This window comes from Neglectibacter sp. X4 (assembly GCF_009917365.1).
GTDB lineage: Bacteria > Bacillota > Clostridia > Oscillospirales > Acutalibacteraceae > Acutalibacter.
Genome location: NZ_QWLE01000003.1, coordinates 1 through 16,670, shown reverse-complemented (window position 1 = coordinate 16,670; position 16,670 = coordinate 1). Strand labels below are relative to the sequence as shown.

Genomic DNA, 16,670 nt, shown 5'->3' with positions numbered 1-16,670 from the left:
TCATAGCTCGCTGGGGTAGTGATCTACCGTAGAGAGCTTGTCCATATCTGCCTGCGACAAAGCGCTGATCGACACCTGCCGGTCACGCTGGCGCTTTAAGCCGCGCCGATAGTTATGGGCCTCGTTCCGCAGTACCGACTTGCAAAAGGCATCAAACCGGCACTCGTCATAGCTGCGGGGGATAGCTTCCATCTTCTCACCCCCTTTCGTTGGGGATGGTGGTGGTTCTCTCCCTTTCCGCTAACATGACACCGGCAACGCCGTCTGCTACCCGCTAAAAGCCCCCTTTGCGAAAATAATTTTTCCTGATCGGCGCAGACCGTAGGAAACGACAAAAATCGCCCGGCAGGTCGCAGACCTACCGGGCGAAAAATCAGAACAAAATTGCACTTTGTAGCTGTGTATAGTTCATTCTCGAAGCCAGAATGTCCCCAGGCGGAGGACGGGCTTTTTTTGACGGGTCAAGCCTCGTCAGATTTTGTCGAATGGGTATGCGCCTCATGGCGGCTGCCTCCTATCAGCCGCCGTATCTGTCAGCGTTACCGCGTCGCTCTCTATGGAGAAAAAAGAACGGCGGCTTTAATCTCTTAAAACCGCCACATGGAGCAAACAGGCATAGAAAATCGGCCTGCCCAGCAGCGGTTTTTTTCTTTTCTGCCGCTGGGCAGATTGATTAGTAGAGCTAACTCTGCTCACAAGCGGTAAGCTGAATAGTTACCTTGCTGACATTGACAAGCAGGCAGAGGAAATGTTCTCTCGGTTGGTAAAGCAGATGACAGAGCGTGAGGGTGTGACGGAACAGCTAAAGGCAGATAATCAGTTTGAATGGGTGCAGAGAATGAATAATATCCGTAGCATGGCAATGGAGATTGTAAATACTGATTTGATTTATAACTAATCGAAAACGGCGGCAGGGAGATATAAAACTCTCTGCCGCCGTTTTCGGTTTGATTAGCTAAAAGTTCGTTAATAACGTTCACAGAAAAAACTGTACATTTCAAGTCAAGCTCATTTTTAATGAGTTTATTGGGGAGAAGAATGCTCAATGCTAAGTTTTGTCACAGTATTGGCTTCCAATACATCTTTTGTTTCGTTGTCTTGGAATATCTTGAAACATAGGTAGCGTATCAGAATGGACGCTTCTTCTGCCGTTGTAATAGCAAAGTTACCGTTGGCATCAAGAGGTAAATGTAGCATATCAGCAACTGCTTTTCTGCTTCGCTTGTTCTTGACTCGGTTAATTCTTTCCGGTTTGAGCGTAATAAATGTGCGAGATGATTTATATTTCGAGGCCAAAGACTTGAAAATACCAATATCGCTAAACACATTTGTACCAGCTATTTCTTCTATTGCATGCTGCTTAACTTTTGCCATTGTTTTTTCAAGATTAAAAACCGTCTCAAACGTATGGTTAAAAATGTACATAACATCATTGTAGGCAATAAAATCAACTGTCAAATATAGTCTGCAAACATCATCAGTTATTAAATCCAATTCATCGTTAGCAGTCGATGAAAAAACGACCGACTTTTTATTTGTTAATTTTGTAATCGGATTTGCTACTTTAACGAAAGTTACAGCTTTGTCTCCGTGTCCCGAAGGTTGTCCACACAATATGTAACCGTTTATTTTACCGTCAATTTTCTGATCAGATGATGCTGCAACTGCTTGCGAAAATAGTTCCCATTGTTCCGAAATAAGCTCGTTCGTTAATAGCAGCTTATCACAAGATACTTTACTGTTTTCGCCGTCATAATCCTGTACCTCGCTGATCTGGTCAATCTGAAAAGTTTCAGTGGTACTTAAAAGATTTTTTGCATACTGCAAAAGATAGGTATCGTTTTTGAACCTAACTTTATTTACCTTGAACGGTTGCTTTGCCCTTTTGTCGATTTTGAAAAAATATAGAGCCCAGCTATAGCTATCTTTCTGTGCTGATGTGCAAATACTTTTTAATACTTCCTTGCTCATTATTTTCCACCCCTATTTGCTGTGATATAAATATAGTTTTCAAAATCCCAGTAAGGCACATCGTTACCTTCTTCTTGCGTTAGGTCGCTTTTGCTGATGACAATACTGTCGTGGTAGGTGTGATCATCTAAAACTTTGCAAGTCAAATCGCAGGTATATATACGATATCCTTTGAATTCCAAGAGAATATTCGTATAGATATTGTTGTTTCTGATACAAAGATAAGCCAATACCGAAAAATAGATTATAAATAATACTAAGTTTTGCGGATTGCCAAAGTCAAAAGCTATCATCGGCAAAATATATGCAAGTAAAAACTCAGAGGACAGTTTGTTAGCTTTCGTTGCTTTTTCAATCTTGCCTTCAGGAAGATGCTTTTTATTCTTAACCAATTTCTTGTCAGGAAAGAGTTTATCCCAATAATACTGACGAGAACCAAAATGGATATTACAGCAATGCTCACGAGTTGAATACAATTACCATACAATACGTTTATCAAATTGTCAGAAAGCGCTCCCTTCCTATTCCAGTTCTCTAAGATAAAACAGACAATAGTCCAAACATCAACAATAACGATTGATATCCATAGGGGAATAAAAGAAGTAACAAACATATCCCATTTGAATTTTTTCCACATACGATACCTCTTTTTATATTCTATCACTATACGGCAAGGATTTCATATAGTTATCCATCCACTCCCAATCGGGGATGAATCCTTCATCAGAAAACTCGTGTGTTTCATCATATACAACACCATTCGCATCGTGTTTAACGGGTAATTTGATGGTAAAATCCTTGCGAAAATGAGCATTAAGTTCTCTCCCAAAAGCTTGGTATTTTATTTTACATTCGTTTCTAATTAAAGTGGCGATGAATAGTTTGGTGTGGTTCGATAGTGGGACTTTTTCTTGTAAAACAGCAACATTTTGTGCGGTATAGAAAGGTTTCTTTTAAATAAAACAAGAACCCAAGAAACTGCCACCTAATGCTAATGACATTGTCCCTGCAGGAAATGGTTCTTCTCCCTCTATTTCATCAACAAAACCAACAACACCATTACCATTGCTGTCACGAGATACATAGTTATATTTAGGATTATCGCTCGTAGTTAAAACAGCATCTATGCCATTTCCCATACCTGCTTTCATAATACGATGCAATAGAAATTCTTTCCAATCAGTTGTATTCAAATTAACATCTGATTGAGTGATTACTTGTGTCGTTAGCGGTTTGTGGTGTAATGTTTTTATATAATTTTCCATCCACTCCCAATCGGGTGTAAATCCTTCTCTTGAATATTTATATGTAGCGTCAATTATCGGAAGCCCCTGCTCGTCACACACAATCGGCAATCGCGACTGAGAATTTATCATTCTTTCAGGACGCCATTTCCTTCCATATCCCCAGCGATATCTATCGTACATAATAACAGCAGCAACAAACATTCCTGTATATTCATTAAATTCTCCGTTTAACAAATATAAAGGATTTACATCGTGACTACAGGTAAATGGCTTATTTTGATAATATGCATACGCAACAGAACCATTATTTGTAACACATACTGCGTTGGCAGGAAATATTTTGCGTTCTATTGATTCATTAGAACCATCTCCTGTTTTTGATGATGATTCTATTTCTTCGTATGTATAATGTTCGGTAACGCCATTGTTGCTATCTGTTGCACCTAAAAAAGGAATTGTTCCAACGCCGGACGATTCGGGTTTCTTATTATAGAACCCTTTTTTTATGTCAAAAATCTTTACAAAATTAAACAATTTCCATTTAGCAGTATCAAGATTCATATACTTCTCCCTCCTTGACAAGATAGGATAAATAATCATTTAGAACCTTTTGGAAATCATTTGATGACAATGTACTGTAATCTGTTTCCATATAGGCTTCCGCAAGCCATTCATCTTGCCAAGTCACTTTATGCATTACTGAAAGACCGGGAACCTCCCGCTTGTTTTTATATAATGTCAACCATTGTTCTTTCGTTTTTGCCCATAAACTATTGCCGTCTATATCTGTTCTTTCAATGCGGCCTAACCCTTTACGCTTGATGAATTTATCATCTTTAAAATAACCGAAAAAAGTATCTTTGTTTGCTTTTTCGTGTTTTTGAGAAAGATCAAAAATCATACAACAAGCAACTGCTGCAGCACCAGGATAAAACATCTCTGTCGGAAGCGAAAAAACAGCATCAAGAGTATAGTTGTCAGGCATTTTCTTTTTGAATGTTTTCACATCACCACTATTACCAATAGCAGCTTGCATAGGGAGTAATACTGCCATTTGGCAGGTGGACGGAACATGGCGAGCTACCCACTCTACAAAATGCAAACCTTTGGAGGGATCTTCCTTTTTCTTGGCATCCCAATTCTTTGTGTAATCAGGATCACAACATTTCTTGGTGGCGTTATAAGGAGGATTCATCAAAACAATGTTTATGTTGTTATCGGCAATCCATTTCGCACGCTTAAACATTGAGTCTTGAACGACATTTGAGTTTCCGTCTCCGTGAATTAGCATATTGGTAGAGGAGAGGCCATATGCACCCTCTTCATATTCTATGCCGAAAATTTGATTCTTCTTTACTTCTTCACGTTCTTCCTCAGTATCGCAATCATCCATAGCGTCGGTCATTGCCCTAACAAGAAATGCACCACTTCCGCAACAAGGATCCAAAACACGAGAATTCTTATTAACGCCAACGGCCTTGCTCATAAAATCGCAAATGTGGTCAGGTGTAAATGCTTGATTTTTATCAGACTTTCCAACATATTTATTAAATGTAGTAAAGAACAAGTTCAGCAAATCTTGTCCCGCAGTACTTTTGTCATTTATATATGGCACAACATTATCGTCAATAAATTTTAAAATATCCTTAAGTTCTGCATAAGTAAGACTTGTAACATCTTGATCCCCAAGAACTTTATTGTTTAAAACCGCAAGTTTACCTGCCTTATTTAAGTCACCGCCACGAGTAAGCAACCCCTCTAAGACATCTTTGATATTTTTTAGAATAACCTTTTCTGGTGATATTTTCTTTCCAGTTTTAGGATTAAGCGTTTCTTTAACATCTTGGTATACGAGTCCATTTTTTAGTGCGAGAAGGCAAGTGCCAACAAATTGGCTACGTAATTTCTCGTTAATACCATCAGAATGAAGTTTTTCATTAAGCGTCTTGATAGAGTCAACAACCTTAATTTTGTCATTTACTCTACCAAAGCATAGATTCTCATATTCTTCAAACGATCGAAGTACAGTTTCTTCTTCCATTCGGTGTTCATCATCAATAATAACTGATTGGCCATACCAAACCCATACTTCGTCACCATCGATTTCGGCAAGAATAGCTACAATCTTTTTGTCTGAATATGCCTTCTCAAAGCGCACATAATCTTGTAATTGAGTCTGTATTTTTGCTTTATCCCATTTGCTAAACCTGTTTTTTGTTTCTATTAAAACAGCTAAACGCTCATTTTCAAAACGAAGATCAAGATACTGATGTTGTGTTCCAGAGGTTCCTTTTTGATAATCCTTAATATCTTTCCCAACAGATTTTAAAGCTTGAGCATAACTAAATTCGCCACTTTCAGTATTACCGATATGGTATCTGTCACCGATTCTATTTATAATTTCAAACCTGTTCATAATATCCTCCTGAATTACATCCACTCGCTATTGGCAGCAGACCATTGTTTAATGAATTTTTTGCCTTCTACTGCCGATGTAAACGGCTTTGTTAAAAATGTCTTTATGGTTTTTAATACAGTACCGTAATCATCGGTCTTTGTATCAATCTTTCGGCAAAATGCTTTCCACTTCTTCTGCATGGCGTCATCGCTGTCAAAGGCCATAACCTGCTCGAACTGATCTGTCGTAAAGGTATGTCCACGGTTTTCAAATGTTTTTCTCAGTGCTTCGGTCAGCACTGTGCCGTCAAAATTAAATTTATTAGCAAGATAATAAATATCGTAATAGTCTTTCATTCTGCTCGAAAATTCCATGAGACTTAGGATAGCGTCAATCTTTTCGGCTATCGTCGTTTCAAGAGAATAGGTATTTACTGTCGGTGATGTAAAATCATCAAGCTGAGTGGGGATTTTTCGTTTTTCCTGCTTTGGTACTATGACATCACCCACGCCAAAATCAATACTGAACGGCGTTTTTGTATTTTTAATTCGAGCCACAAGAGAAACTCCGATGCCGGCGTACTTTTTTGCAACGGCAATAGGAGCAATGTCTTTAATTTCAAAGGATACAAAATCGTTATCTGTAGGCGTGGAAATGATTGTTTCTATTACTGCCCGCAACTGCTCAGGAGTATTGGGAACTTTCCGAAGAAGAAAGTCAACATCTACCGTCACACGGCTATCAAAATCGGTAATAGAATAGATGAACAATCCGCCTTTCAGTACAAGATTTTCCGCATATTGTGATTTTTCCAATCGACGCAAGAATTCTTCTTGGCAGAAGAGTTGCAGGCAAAGCTGATAGCTTCGTCCGCTTTCTTTTGCTTTATTTTTCAATCTTGCGAGCACGGATGCAGCAATATCAGCCATTGAGCAGTACCTCCATCAGTTCTGTAACTTTTTTATAAACCCTGAGTTTTTTAGCATACGCAGAAAGATTTTGCAGATTTTTATTTGTATCATTCGTATAGGCATTAAGCGCCTTGCTGAACATTTCATTATCAAGTCTGGAACGGTATTTAAAGCAATCGCAAATTGTGCGTTCACGGTCGTAAACAGATAGAGTAACACCGTCAAAATCATCTGTTGTTTTACCCAACTCATAAAGCTCCGGCGGCACATAATAGGCTTGAAGCGATAGATCATCTACTTCAAGTTTCGTTCTTGACATGGAACGTGGAACGGCTATCGACCATTTTCTTGGGGTAAAGTCACTATATCCATAGTGAAACAAAGCTGACTCTACACAGACAATTCCTTTTGGAATGAGTGTAGAGATGAGCCGGGCTTCTGATATTTCCTGTATATCTGCAAGACGGTAATAACCGTGTCGTACACGTTCAAGAAAACCGCTATTACACAAATTTACAACATGCGCAGACCGCATACCGGCAGCAACAAAATCAGCCGATTTTGCGATTCCGCCTTTTGTTGTAATCACTTCTTTGGCAAGTTTTTGATTGTCCATTCGTTCACCTGCTTTAATCAAATAATTCAAGCACAGCATTACCATTTCTGTGTGCGTATTTATTATAACATATCAATTTTGTTTTTACAAGCCAAAATACGCACAAATTTTCGAATTTGTGCGTAAAAATAAAGATTTACTATTGCAATTAGAGATCTCATCGATTATAATAAATGTGCAGAATTTCAAAAGTATTATCCGCAGTTGCAGAGCGAGTGTTATCAATGCCGATAACAAAATGATAACATTAGCCCGTATAGGCAGGATAATATGGATACATCAAATAATCGAAAGAACTGTATACACAACAAATAATAATCTCTAAACAAAATTGATTAGTAGTTGTCGAGTGGGAGTAGATTATACGGGTTGTGATGTGCCGAAAAAACCAGTATTTATGCGGGTCTGCGGACATCACCTAAATTGCCAAACCGATTTTGCAACACTTTTGCAACACGCTGCAAGCAAAAGCATTTTGCAACAGATGAAGTTGTTGCAACCGGTTTGGAGGTAAATTGAATAAAGCCTGATAGGATTTCAGCCATTATGGTTGGAATCCTATTTTTATTTTGCATTACATTTGAATAGGGCAAGTCAAGCCGCTTGTTTCTCATTTGAGAAGCAGGGGCTTTTTTGCGTTTTTAAAAAATTTTTGAAAAAGTTTCAAATCTGAGTCCCCAAAAGGCGTTTCCCAGCGGGAACAAGTGAAGGGGTTAAAAACACTCCAAAATGTCTTGGCTGGCAGGATACGGACGCACTCTCCATCACGCTGGCGACAAAGCTGGCAGAGGTAATGCGGGAGGAACCCAGCGACCCCATGAGCGGCATTTTGCACCATGAAGAAAAGGTCGATGTCCTGCCCGCCAATCTGGAGCTGTCAGCGCTGGAAATGAGCCTTGTGACGGTAATGAGCAGAGAGACCACCCTACGGACATATCTCGAACAGGTAAAAGACCATTACGACTATATCCTGATCGACTGTATGCCCTCGCTTGGTATGATAACGCTTAACGCCCTTGCAGCAGCGGACAGCGTAATTATCCCTGTTCAGGCACAGTATCTTCCGGCAAAGGGAATGACCCAGCTTTTACAGACCGTTTCAAAGGTCAAGAAGCACATCAACCCCAGCCTGAAGATAGACGGAATCCTGCTGACACTGGTGGACGGGCGAACAAATCTCGCCAGAAGCACCGTAGAAGCCCTTAGAGCGAACTTTGGGAGCATCATGCGGATTTATAAGGCATCCATTCCCAGCGCCGTAAAAGCCGCCGAGGTGAGTTCTAAGGGCAAAAGCATTTTTGCCTATGAACCCAGCAGCCCAGCGTCAAAGGCTTATACCGACTTCACAAGGGAGGTGTTAGCCAGTGGCAGGCAGAAAGAGCGACTTCGTTCTGCCGACGCTCGATGACCTGTTTTCCACGCAGGAAATGCGGGACGAGCAGAAGCTCGCCAGAATACGGGACATTCCCATCGAGCTGATCGACAGCTTCCCCGACCACCCCTTCAAGGTGCGGGACGATGAGGACATGACCCAGCTTGTGGAGAGCATCAAGGAGCGAGGGGTGATTACTCCCGCTACGGTCAGACCAAAGGACGATGGACGCTATGAGCTTGTCTCAGGACACCGGCGAAAAAGGGCGTGTGAGCTTGCTGGTATGGATACCCTGCGCTGTGAGGTCGTTGAGCTTACGAGAGATGAAGCCACGATCCTCATGGTGGAGAGCAACTTCCAGCGTTCACAAATCCTGCCCAGCGAAAAGGCTTTTGCCTACAAAATGCGGCTGGACGCTATGAACAGACAGTTCCAGTCCAGTTCAAATTCTACCCCGCAATTGGGGCAGACCTGTTTCCCTCGTCCCTGCTCATGCTGCTTTGACTTTCTTGCTCAAGCAATCCACAACGTAGGTTTTATTGATAATTGCATCGCCTTTGTATCGTTCATTTTGCAAGATCGAGCATACCGTAGAGCGGTGCCATTTTCCTTGACCGCCGGGGGTAGGAGCGCCTATATTGTCCAACATTTCTACAATCCCCCTCATACTGTCCCCGGCCAAAAACCGCGCATAAATCATTTTGACGATTTCAGCTTCTTCCGGGTCGATTTCAGGTTTTCCATCTTCACCGCGCCGATAGCCGAGGAAGTTTTTATAGTGGAACGGCACTTTGCCCTCTTTGGCACTCTGGTTTTTACCCCAGATAACATTGGCACTGATATTTTCGGATTCGCTTTGAGCGATGCTGCCGTAAATCGTGATATAAAACTCCGCCCCAGGCTGGGTGCTGTGAATGTTCTGTTCCTCAAAGAAAATGTCCACGCCGATATCTTTGAGCATACGCACATACTTTAACACGTCAGCCGTATTCCGGGCAAACCGGCTGATTGATTTCGTAATAATCATGTCGATTTTGCCGCGCCTGCACTGCTTGATCATCTTGTTAAACTCATCGCGCTTTTTAGTGCTGGTGCCGGAGAGTCCCCGATCCGCAAAGATGCCCACAAAGGCCCATTTTGGCTCGCTTCTAATTTTTTCGGTGTAGTACCTTACTTGCACGTCATAACTGTTTAATTGCTCCTCCTGGGCCGTAGAAACGCGGCAGTAGGCGGCTACCCGGAGCTGCCGGTGTGCCTGCTTGATTTCTTCAGCGATGTCAATCTTGGCAGGAATTTTCCGCACCACTTTTTTCGGCATTTCCATGGTCTGTTGCATTTTCATCATCCTTCCTGACTGTCTGTCCATTTAATAAATTGATACTTACTGTGCTGTCTTTAGTAAGCTGGATTTCTTGTACCACTCTCTTAAAAAGCGTCAGTGAAAAAGTTGAAAGCGGTTCCGCATCTGCGAGAGTCGCTTTCAACCTGTGGGCTATATATGGAGCGGAACCGATGTCCGCATATCTAAGGGAGGCACACTCCAACATCTTTTTTCTCAAGGTGTTTTTATCATAATCGAGGGTGTCCAATGTCCTGGCAATCTCATTTTCAGTTTTAAGGACTCGCACAGTTGGAGCGGATTCATCTTTGGCAGGGATTTGCACCAACCCAGGATTGACAATCGCCCGGTTTAGCAGTACAGTTATATCGTGGAGCAGGTCGCTGTCGGCCTTGTGAATCACCGTGTGGCACTCCGCATTGGAACATATCCATCGTTGCTGGCACTTCTTGAATCGGCTGTCATGCCGTCGAACCATTTCGCCGCCACAAGTGGGGCAGATTACTGGCACATCTATATTGAAAATTTCAGAGCGGCGGTCGGTACCGTGCTGGGTGTTCTTTTGGGCTTTTATCTCGACCATGGCCTGGTGCGTTCTTTCATCACTAATCACTGGAAAGCCACCTTTGCCGGTGTATCGCTCATCTTCTATCAGCCGCATAATGCGGGATTTATTCCAGCCGGTAACACCAGTCTGATACTCGATATTTTCATCGTTCAGGCGGCTGGCGATTTCCAACAAGGACATACCTTTTTGATACTCGCTAAAAATGCGATTCAGCACAGCCGCCTCTTGCGGATGGATAGTTATTACGCCGTTCTGATACTGATACCCGAAGGGGATATTTCTCTTTTTCATGCTGTGCGACACCTCACATTCTCGGGGATTTGCTCCGTAAAGGCCAGCCCGCCAATGAGATGAAAGGTCAGCCGGGAGTTATCCACGACCGTGATACTCTGGACGATTTCCTCGAATAATGCTTGGCTGAATGGTACCCCTAACACATATCCCGCCAGGGTGTCATCCAGCGATTTCAGCGTGTATATCAGTTCGTCGTTCTCATCCTCTTCCAGCGACTTTTTACGATCCAGTCGTAATCCGTTGATCTTATTGCTGATAACCGAGGACTGAGCGGCGAAGTCGGTAGCGTTCAGAACGCCGTTAGTGTGGAGCCGGGCGACCACAAGATTTTGCGCGCTCAAGTCAGCTATCTGCTTATCTATCTGCCGTATCTTTTCCTGGCTCTCGCTACCATGATTCTGCATCATCTCCAGCTGGTGGATGAGTGTGCCCAGCAGGTCTTGCCGGTGGGAGGCCAACTTGTCCACCATCAAGCAGAAGGTGTCGAAGATGGCATTTTCTCGCACACGTCTGCTCTGACAATCTGTAGCCCCTGCAGCCTTGCCGCTGCATAGCCAGTAGGCGGTGCCGTTCAGGAGCAGTCTGCGGAACGTCCTGCCGCATTCTGGGCAGTGGAGGACACCTGTCAAAGGGTAGTCACCTTCATGCTTATGGCTAACATTCCGGGCTTTTTGGAGTTCCTGCGCCGCCTGATACACCTCTTTGCTGACAATGGGCGGATTGCTATTCTCAACATAATATTGCGGTTTCTCGCCACGATTCTTTTTCTTTTTGAAGGGCAGGGTGTCCGTGGTAAACTTCTTTTGCAGGAGCGCATCGCCCATATACCGTTCATTTGCTAATGTCAAGCCCAGACTAACAAAAAGCTGAACTTTTTTGAAGTTTTCCTATCGTTCAGAATTTACCATCTGCCGCAATTTCTCAAGTTCATCTCGAAACTTCCATTGAATTTCAATCCTACCGCCAGAAAACACCAGCACTTGCTCCAGCAGATCATCAAGAATATCCTCAGTGAGCTGTTCCACATCCAGATAAGGCCGAAGTTTGCCTGCAAGCCCGTCCTCATTACTGTCCGTGAGCTGGGCCTGCTCCATAGACAGTTCCAGCTTTGAAATCTGCTCGGACAAAATTTCCTCTTTCTGCCGTGCCATCGCTTTAACTGCCAAATACGCCTCCTTGCCGATTTCTCCCAGCGCAAACGCCTCATATTGGCTTTTCGTCTGTTGTTTGAGCTGGGCAACTTGCTCCTGCAAAGCTGTGAGCGTCCGGCGCATAGCGGCAACGTCATGCACTTTCTCTTTCTGCTGTTCTCTAAGTAGCTTGTCCATATCAACCGCCATCTGCGCCATTGAGCGCAAACTGTCGAGCAAGGCCGCATGGATTTCCTGCTCCGGTATTTTCTCCGGTGGGCACGGAAACCTATCTGTTACCCGCAGGGTCCGGCAGTCATAGTAGGGCTGTTTTGTGTTGTGCCGCTCCATGGCATGACCGCAAACCCCACACCGGATTTTTGTTTTCGTCCCGGTTGCTACATCCCGCTCCTTATACTCTTTCAAAGCGGCCTGCGCCTGGTCAAATTCTTCTCGGGAAACGATAGGTTCATGGACATCCGGCACAATAATCCAGTCCTTTTTGCTGACCTTCACACTGTGACTTTGGCCTATAATGTCATAGTACCGCCTGCCGTACACAGTTGAACCGGTATACTGCTCATCGCGGATAACCCGCAGAACCGCCGCCTCCGTCCAGAAATTCTCTTTTGAAACGCAGTGCCAATTAACGAAAGCCCCTGCGGAGATTTTGTATTGCATAGGGGTGGGAATTTGCTGCTGATTTAGCGTCTTTGCAGTTTGCGCTATGGACATCCCGCCGCCTACCATGGAGAAGATATGTCGAACGATTTCAGCGGCGGGCGGGTCAATAATCAAGTGATTCTTCCGCTCCGAGTCTTTCACATATCCGTACAGAGGACGCGCCCCCAGGTACTCGCCTTTCTGCGCCCGGAACCGTCTGGCACTGCGCGTCTTGCGGGAGAGGTCGCGGCTGTAGAGGTCATAAAGCAGCGCCTTGAACGAGGTATCCAGGCTGTCAATGTCCCTGGGCCGGATGCTGTCAATGCCATCATTCACGGCAATAAAGCGTACTCCCAAGAAGGGGAACACCTTGGATATGTAGTTGCCGACTGTGAGATAATCCCGGCCAAAACGGGACATATCTTTCACAATGATGCAGTGGATCATCCCCTGCCTTGTCTGTTCCAGCAGTTCCTTGATGGCAGGGCGCTCAAAGCTTTTTCCACTCCATCCATCGTCACAAAACTCTAAAACTTTTGAGCCGGACAGGTCGGGAGTACGGTCGATAAAAGCGTCCAAAAGGTTCCGTTGATTAACAATGCTGTTGGATTCCTCTCTGCCAGACTGCCGCAAATCGCTGTCCTCAGATGACAGCCGCAGGTACTTTGCCACCGTCATACTGCGGCCTCAGTATCGAGCAGAGCGGCGAGTTCAGAGTACTCATCCCGGTATTTCAGGTGAATCGTAATATTCTCATTTTTGTCCACCTCTATCCGCTGGATCAGCGCATGGGCCATTTCCTCCGACAGTTCAGTCTCCCCGAAAAACTGAGTGAAATTTTGCAGCCAAGGATTGGAAGAAGTATGTGCTGATATGTCGGCTATCTGTCGCTCTAACTGTTCCACCTGGGCCTGCGCCCGCTCTGCCTCGGCCTGATACTGCCGTTTCATTTCGGCGTATTCCAGCTCATCCATGAGGCCGTCCACATAGTTCTGGTAGAGGCTGTCGTGAAGCCGCTTATAGCGGGAGAGGGCCTGTTTTGCAGATAAAAGACTGCGCTCCAATTCACTTTTTCGGTCAATAACCGCAGGGGAACGGACATATTTTTTTGCCTGCTTGGACAAATCCCCTGCTAGAATGATTTGCTGCTGCAGGCAGTCCCACAGGATTTTGAACAGTTTATCCTCAAGGAGATATTTTGGGGGACATGATTCTGGATTCTCATAGTGGCTCCGGCATATATAAGCATAGTATCTGTGTCCGCAGTTAGCAGAAACATTTTTGTAGCGGATCATCGGTTTCCTGCAATCGGCGCAAAAAATGAGCCCTTTCAGAATGTTCGGGGTAGTGCCCAAACTGGCATATTTACCGCTTTTTTTCTGATACTCTGTGCGGCAATTCTCTCGCATTTCCTGGACGATACGAAAGGTTTCCTCGTCAACAATAGCCTCATGGGTATTGGGAACAATGACCCACTCAGACTGAGGAACGCGGCAGTCTTTTTTGCCTGCGGCGATATCGTTGCGGCGTTTCCCTTGTACCATATGGCCTAAGTACATGGGGCTGAAAAGGATAGCCTTGATAGTAGGAACGTGCCAGATAGAATTGGCAAACCGTTCCGCTTTGATTTCTCCGCGCATATAGTGATATTTTGCCGGTGCGGGGATTCCCATGTTGTTAAGGCGGCGCGTGATTTGTACAAAACTGATGCCAGAACGCCGCCAAGCGAAAATATCTCTCACTACCGGCGCGGTTTCTTCGTTGATTTCCAGCTTATGCCGGTCTGCCTCACTTTTTTGGTAGCCGTAGGGAGCCCAGGAGCCGATAAACTCCCCGCGCTGCTGCTTGATTGCCAGTGCGGAGCTTGATTTTTTGGAAATATCCCGGCTGTAAATTTCGTTTATGAGATTCTTTAGCGGGACGATGTACCCGTCGTTGGTGCGCTCGGCGGTCAGGGTGTCAAAATTGTCGTTGACCGCCACAAAGCGCACGTCCAGATACGGGAAAATCCGCTCTAAATAGTTGCCGGTTTCTTTGTAGTTCCGGCCAAACCGGGACAGGTCTTTTACCACAATGCAGTCGATTTTCCCGGCGCGCACGTCGTCCATCAGCCGGTCGAACTCCGGGCGCTGGAAGTTCGTGCCGGTCCGTCCGTTGTCACAGTAGAGACCGCAAAACTGCATATCCGTTTGAGCGTCAATGTAGTCCAACACCAGCTCTTTTTGGGCCTTGATGGTATCTGCCCCCGGCTTGCCGCTGTCCTCCACGGAGAGCCGGATATAGGCTCCGGTTTTGTAAATCCTCTGCGGAATCGTGAACTCATTGGGCACGGAAACCAGCGGGTTCACCTTGCGCTTTGTCCTCGCCACTCAAACCGCCTCCTTTTCAGGGAGCAGCTTTTGGGCCTGTGCCACTAACTCTGCCTGCCACTCAAACTCATTGTACCAGCGGTAGACGATCTCCACCCGCCGGTCGCGGAAAATCAGTACCCGCTCTATCAGGCTGACTACTATTCGCCGGTCGAGGGAAGTGATATTTCTGTGCTTGATGAACTGTTCTATCCAATGATTGTTGGCCGAGTTGTCCAACTCCCGGCCCATTTCATCCCGCAGAAATTCGGCCTGCTCCTCAGCCTGGGAGCGCCGGTCCTGGTAGGTGCTTTTCAGCTCCTGGTACTCGCTCTTGTCAATGATACCGTCAGCTAAATTTTCATAGAGGGAGCGCAAAAGTTTCTGGCAGCGCTCAATTTCCTCCTGCTTTTGAGTAAGCCGTGCCTGGATTTTCTCAACATTTGCCTGCTGGAGCTTGGCAATATCAGTCAGTTCCATCAGCTCAGAGAGGTCGATCACCTCCCGGATATGCCCTTGCAAAGCCTCTAAAACAATATCGTCCAGAGCCTCCACCCGTAGAGCATGAGGGTGGCACTCCTTTCTGTCCTTGTGCGCGGCACAGACGAAGTAGACATACTTTTTCTTGCCGGATGGTACAGTTTTGCGAATCATTGGCCCGCCGCACTCGCCGCAGTAGACCATGCCGGAGAACAATTCCACCGGCTGGCCTGCCTCGGCTGTGCGGGTGTCCATGGCGAGGACGCGCTGGGCCGTTTCAAAATCGAACTTATCAATAATAGGGGTGTGACAGTCCTCCACCACGGCCCACTGATTGCGAGGTTTATGCACCAGGCGCTTGACCCGGTAGCTGGGGGTCGTTACTCTGCCCTGTTCCAACACGCCGGTATAGACCGGGTTTTTGAGAATCCGCAGCACCATCCCGGCGCTCCACTCGGAACGCTCCTTGACACGGAAAGCGGTGGTGTAGCGCATACCCTGGGACAGTTTATAATCCATGGGCGTGGGGATTCCGCTGACGGTCAGCCGGGCAGCAATGTCGATGGCGCTTATACCGTTCAGTTTCCAGTTGTAAATGTCCCGCACCACATCGGCGGCATATTCGTCAATCACCAGTTTGTGGTGGTCGCTGGGGTTCTTTTTGTAGCCGAAAACAGCAAAGGAGCCGATGAAATCCCCGCGCTGGCGTTTGATTTCAAGCTGGCTCCGAATTTTGATAGATGTATCCCGGCAGTAAGCCTCGTTGAACACAGGTTATTGGGGAAAGGGAAAGCAAACAGGCAAAAACCCAGTATTCATGCGGGTTTGCGGCGAGATGGCTCTCAAAAGCTAACCTCACAAAAGACAGATCATTGCACAATCACATATCGTTTCTAAGGGAGAATGTTGATTCCGGTCACATTCTCCCTTTTTTCATACCAAGAAATGAGGTGATTATCTTGAACACGCAAATCATCGCCATCGCAAACCAGAAAGGCGGTGTGGGCAAGACCACAACCTGTGCCAACTTAGGGATTGGGCTGGCACAGGCGGGAAAGAAAGTGCTGCTCATTGACGGGGACCCGCAAGGGAGCCTGACCATCAGCCTGGGCAATTCCCAGCCGGATAAGCTGCCCTTTACCCTCTCTGACGCAATGGGCCGCATCCTGACCGATCAGCCGGTTCGCCCCGGCGAGGGGATTCTTCGCCACCCGGAGGGCGTGGATCTGATGCCAGCGGATATTCAGCTGTCTGGCATGGAGGTATCGCTGGTAAACGCTATGAGCCGGGAAACGATTCTGCGGCAGTACCTGGACAGTGTAAAGGGGCAGTA

General features: G+C 45.4%; 16 protein-coding genes and 2 pseudogenes. 4 read left to right on the top strand and 14 right to left on the bottom strand.

Annotated elements, in window-relative coordinates; translation table 11 throughout:
* On the bottom strand, positions 1–192 hold the full coding sequence (locus D1841_RS03120; RefSeq protein ID WP_201751204.1) for a hypothetical protein: 192 nt from the start codon (positions 190–192) through the stop codon (positions 1–3).
* A 493-nt stretch (positions 193–685) separates the two neighbouring features.
* On the opposite strand from D1841_RS03120, the pseudogene D1841_RS03115 reads away from it, so the two are divergent.
* Positions 686–898, top strand: a pseudogene (locus D1841_RS03115) (TnpV protein); the annotation flags it as partial.
* Between the two features lie 125 nt (positions 899–1,023).
* Here the strand turns inward: D1841_RS03115 and D1841_RS03110 are convergent.
* The 7 genes from D1841_RS03110 to D1841_RS03080 form a co-directional block, all read right to left on the bottom strand.
* Positions 1,024–1,971 carry a Kiwa anti-phage protein KwaB-like domain-containing protein gene (locus D1841_RS03110; RefSeq protein WP_160641945.1) on the bottom strand — a complete coding sequence of 316 codons (948 nt, stop codon included), beginning with the start codon at positions 1,969–1,971 and terminating at the stop codon, positions 1,024–1,026.
* Positions 1,971–2,363 (bottom strand): hypothetical protein, encoded by a 393-nt coding sequence (locus D1841_RS18940; RefSeq protein WP_237076179.1) that lies wholly within the window; start codon positions 2,361–2,363, stop codon positions 1,971–1,973. Before D1841_RS18940 ends, D1841_RS03110 begins: the two co-directional genes overlap by 1 nt.
* Positions 2,364–2,924: 561 nt before the next feature.
* The gene (locus D1841_RS03100) at positions 2,925–3,779 is read right to left on the bottom strand and encodes a restriction endonuclease subunit S (protein WP_201751203.1); all 855 of its coding nucleotides are present in this window, start codon (positions 3,777–3,779) and stop codon (positions 2,925–2,927) included.
* Positions 3,769–5,634, bottom strand: a complete 1,866-nt coding sequence (locus D1841_RS03095; RefSeq protein WP_160641944.1) for a class I SAM-dependent DNA methyltransferase — start codon at positions 5,632–5,634, stop codon at positions 3,769–3,771. Before D1841_RS03095 ends, D1841_RS03100 begins: the two co-directional genes overlap by 11 nt.
* Positions 5,635–5,648: 14 nt before the next feature.
* Positions 5,649–6,545 (bottom strand): nucleotidyl transferase AbiEii/AbiGii toxin family protein, encoded by an 897-nt coding sequence (locus D1841_RS03090; protein ID WP_160641943.1) that lies wholly within the window; start codon positions 6,543–6,545, stop codon positions 5,649–5,651.
* The gene (locus tag D1841_RS03085; protein ID WP_160641942.1) at positions 6,538–7,143 is read right to left on the bottom strand and encodes a type IV toxin-antitoxin system AbiEi family antitoxin domain-containing protein; all 606 of its coding nucleotides are present in this window, start codon (positions 7,141–7,143) and stop codon (positions 6,538–6,540) included. The genes D1841_RS03090 and D1841_RS03085 overlap by 8 nt, the downstream gene beginning before the upstream one ends.
* A gap of 395 nt (positions 7,144–7,538) precedes the next feature.
* The gene (locus D1841_RS03080) at positions 7,539–7,688 is read right to left on the bottom strand and encodes a hypothetical protein (RefSeq protein ID WP_161879880.1); all 150 of its coding nucleotides are present in this window, start codon (positions 7,686–7,688) and stop codon (positions 7,539–7,541) included.
* Between the two features lie 218 nt (positions 7,689–7,906).
* Between D1841_RS03080 and D1841_RS03075 the strand changes: the two genes are divergently transcribed.
* The gene (locus D1841_RS03075) at positions 7,907–8,551 is read left to right on the top strand and encodes an AAA family ATPase (protein WP_347563934.1); all 645 of its coding nucleotides are present in this window, start codon (positions 7,907–7,909) and stop codon (positions 8,549–8,551) included.
* A pseudogene (locus D1841_RS03070) lies at positions 8,508–8,972 on the top strand (ParB/RepB/Spo0J family partition protein); the annotation flags it as partial. The gene D1841_RS03075 and the pseudogene D1841_RS03070, both read left to right, overlap by 44 nt.
* Before the next feature lie 33 nt (positions 8,973–9,005).
* Here the strand turns inward: D1841_RS03070 and D1841_RS03065 are convergent.
* The 6 genes from D1841_RS03065 to D1841_RS03040 are packed head-to-tail and all read right to left on the bottom strand — an operon-like array spanning position 9,006 to position 16,108.
* Positions 9,006–9,839: a recombinase family protein gene (locus D1841_RS03065; RefSeq protein ID WP_160641939.1), complete on the bottom strand. Its 834-nt coding sequence runs from the start codon at positions 9,837–9,839 to the stop codon at positions 9,006–9,008.
* Positions 9,793–10,713 (bottom strand): recombinase family protein, encoded by a 921-nt coding sequence (locus D1841_RS03060; RefSeq protein ID WP_160641938.1) that lies wholly within the window; start codon positions 10,711–10,713, stop codon positions 9,793–9,795. The genes D1841_RS03065 and D1841_RS03060 overlap by 47 nt, the downstream gene beginning before the upstream one ends.
* Complete coding sequence (locus tag D1841_RS03055) at positions 10,710–11,564, bottom strand: recombinase zinc beta ribbon domain-containing protein (RefSeq protein ID WP_161879878.1); 855 nt, start codon at positions 11,562–11,564, stop codon at positions 10,710–10,712. Before D1841_RS03055 ends, D1841_RS03060 begins: the two co-directional genes overlap by 4 nt.
* A gap of 39 nt (positions 11,565–11,603) precedes the next feature.
* Complete coding sequence (locus tag D1841_RS03050; protein ID WP_160641936.1) at positions 11,604–13,187, bottom strand: recombinase family protein; 1,584 nt, start codon at positions 13,185–13,187, stop codon at positions 11,604–11,606.
* Complete coding sequence (locus tag D1841_RS03045) at positions 13,184–14,878, bottom strand: recombinase family protein (RefSeq protein WP_160641935.1); 1,695 nt, start codon at positions 14,876–14,878, stop codon at positions 13,184–13,186. Before D1841_RS03045 ends, D1841_RS03050 begins: the two co-directional genes overlap by 4 nt.
* A complete protein-coding gene (locus D1841_RS03040; RefSeq protein WP_160641934.1) occupies positions 14,879–16,108 on the bottom strand; it encodes a recombinase family protein in 1,230 nt (409 codons plus the stop codon).
* A 188-nt stretch (positions 16,109–16,296) separates the two neighbouring features.
* On the opposite strand from D1841_RS03040, the gene D1841_RS03035 reads away from it, so the two are divergent.
* Positions 16,297–16,670, top strand: a 374-nt coding sequence (locus D1841_RS03035; RefSeq protein ID WP_166554224.1) for a ParA family protein, incomplete at its 3' end; no start/stop codon positions are given.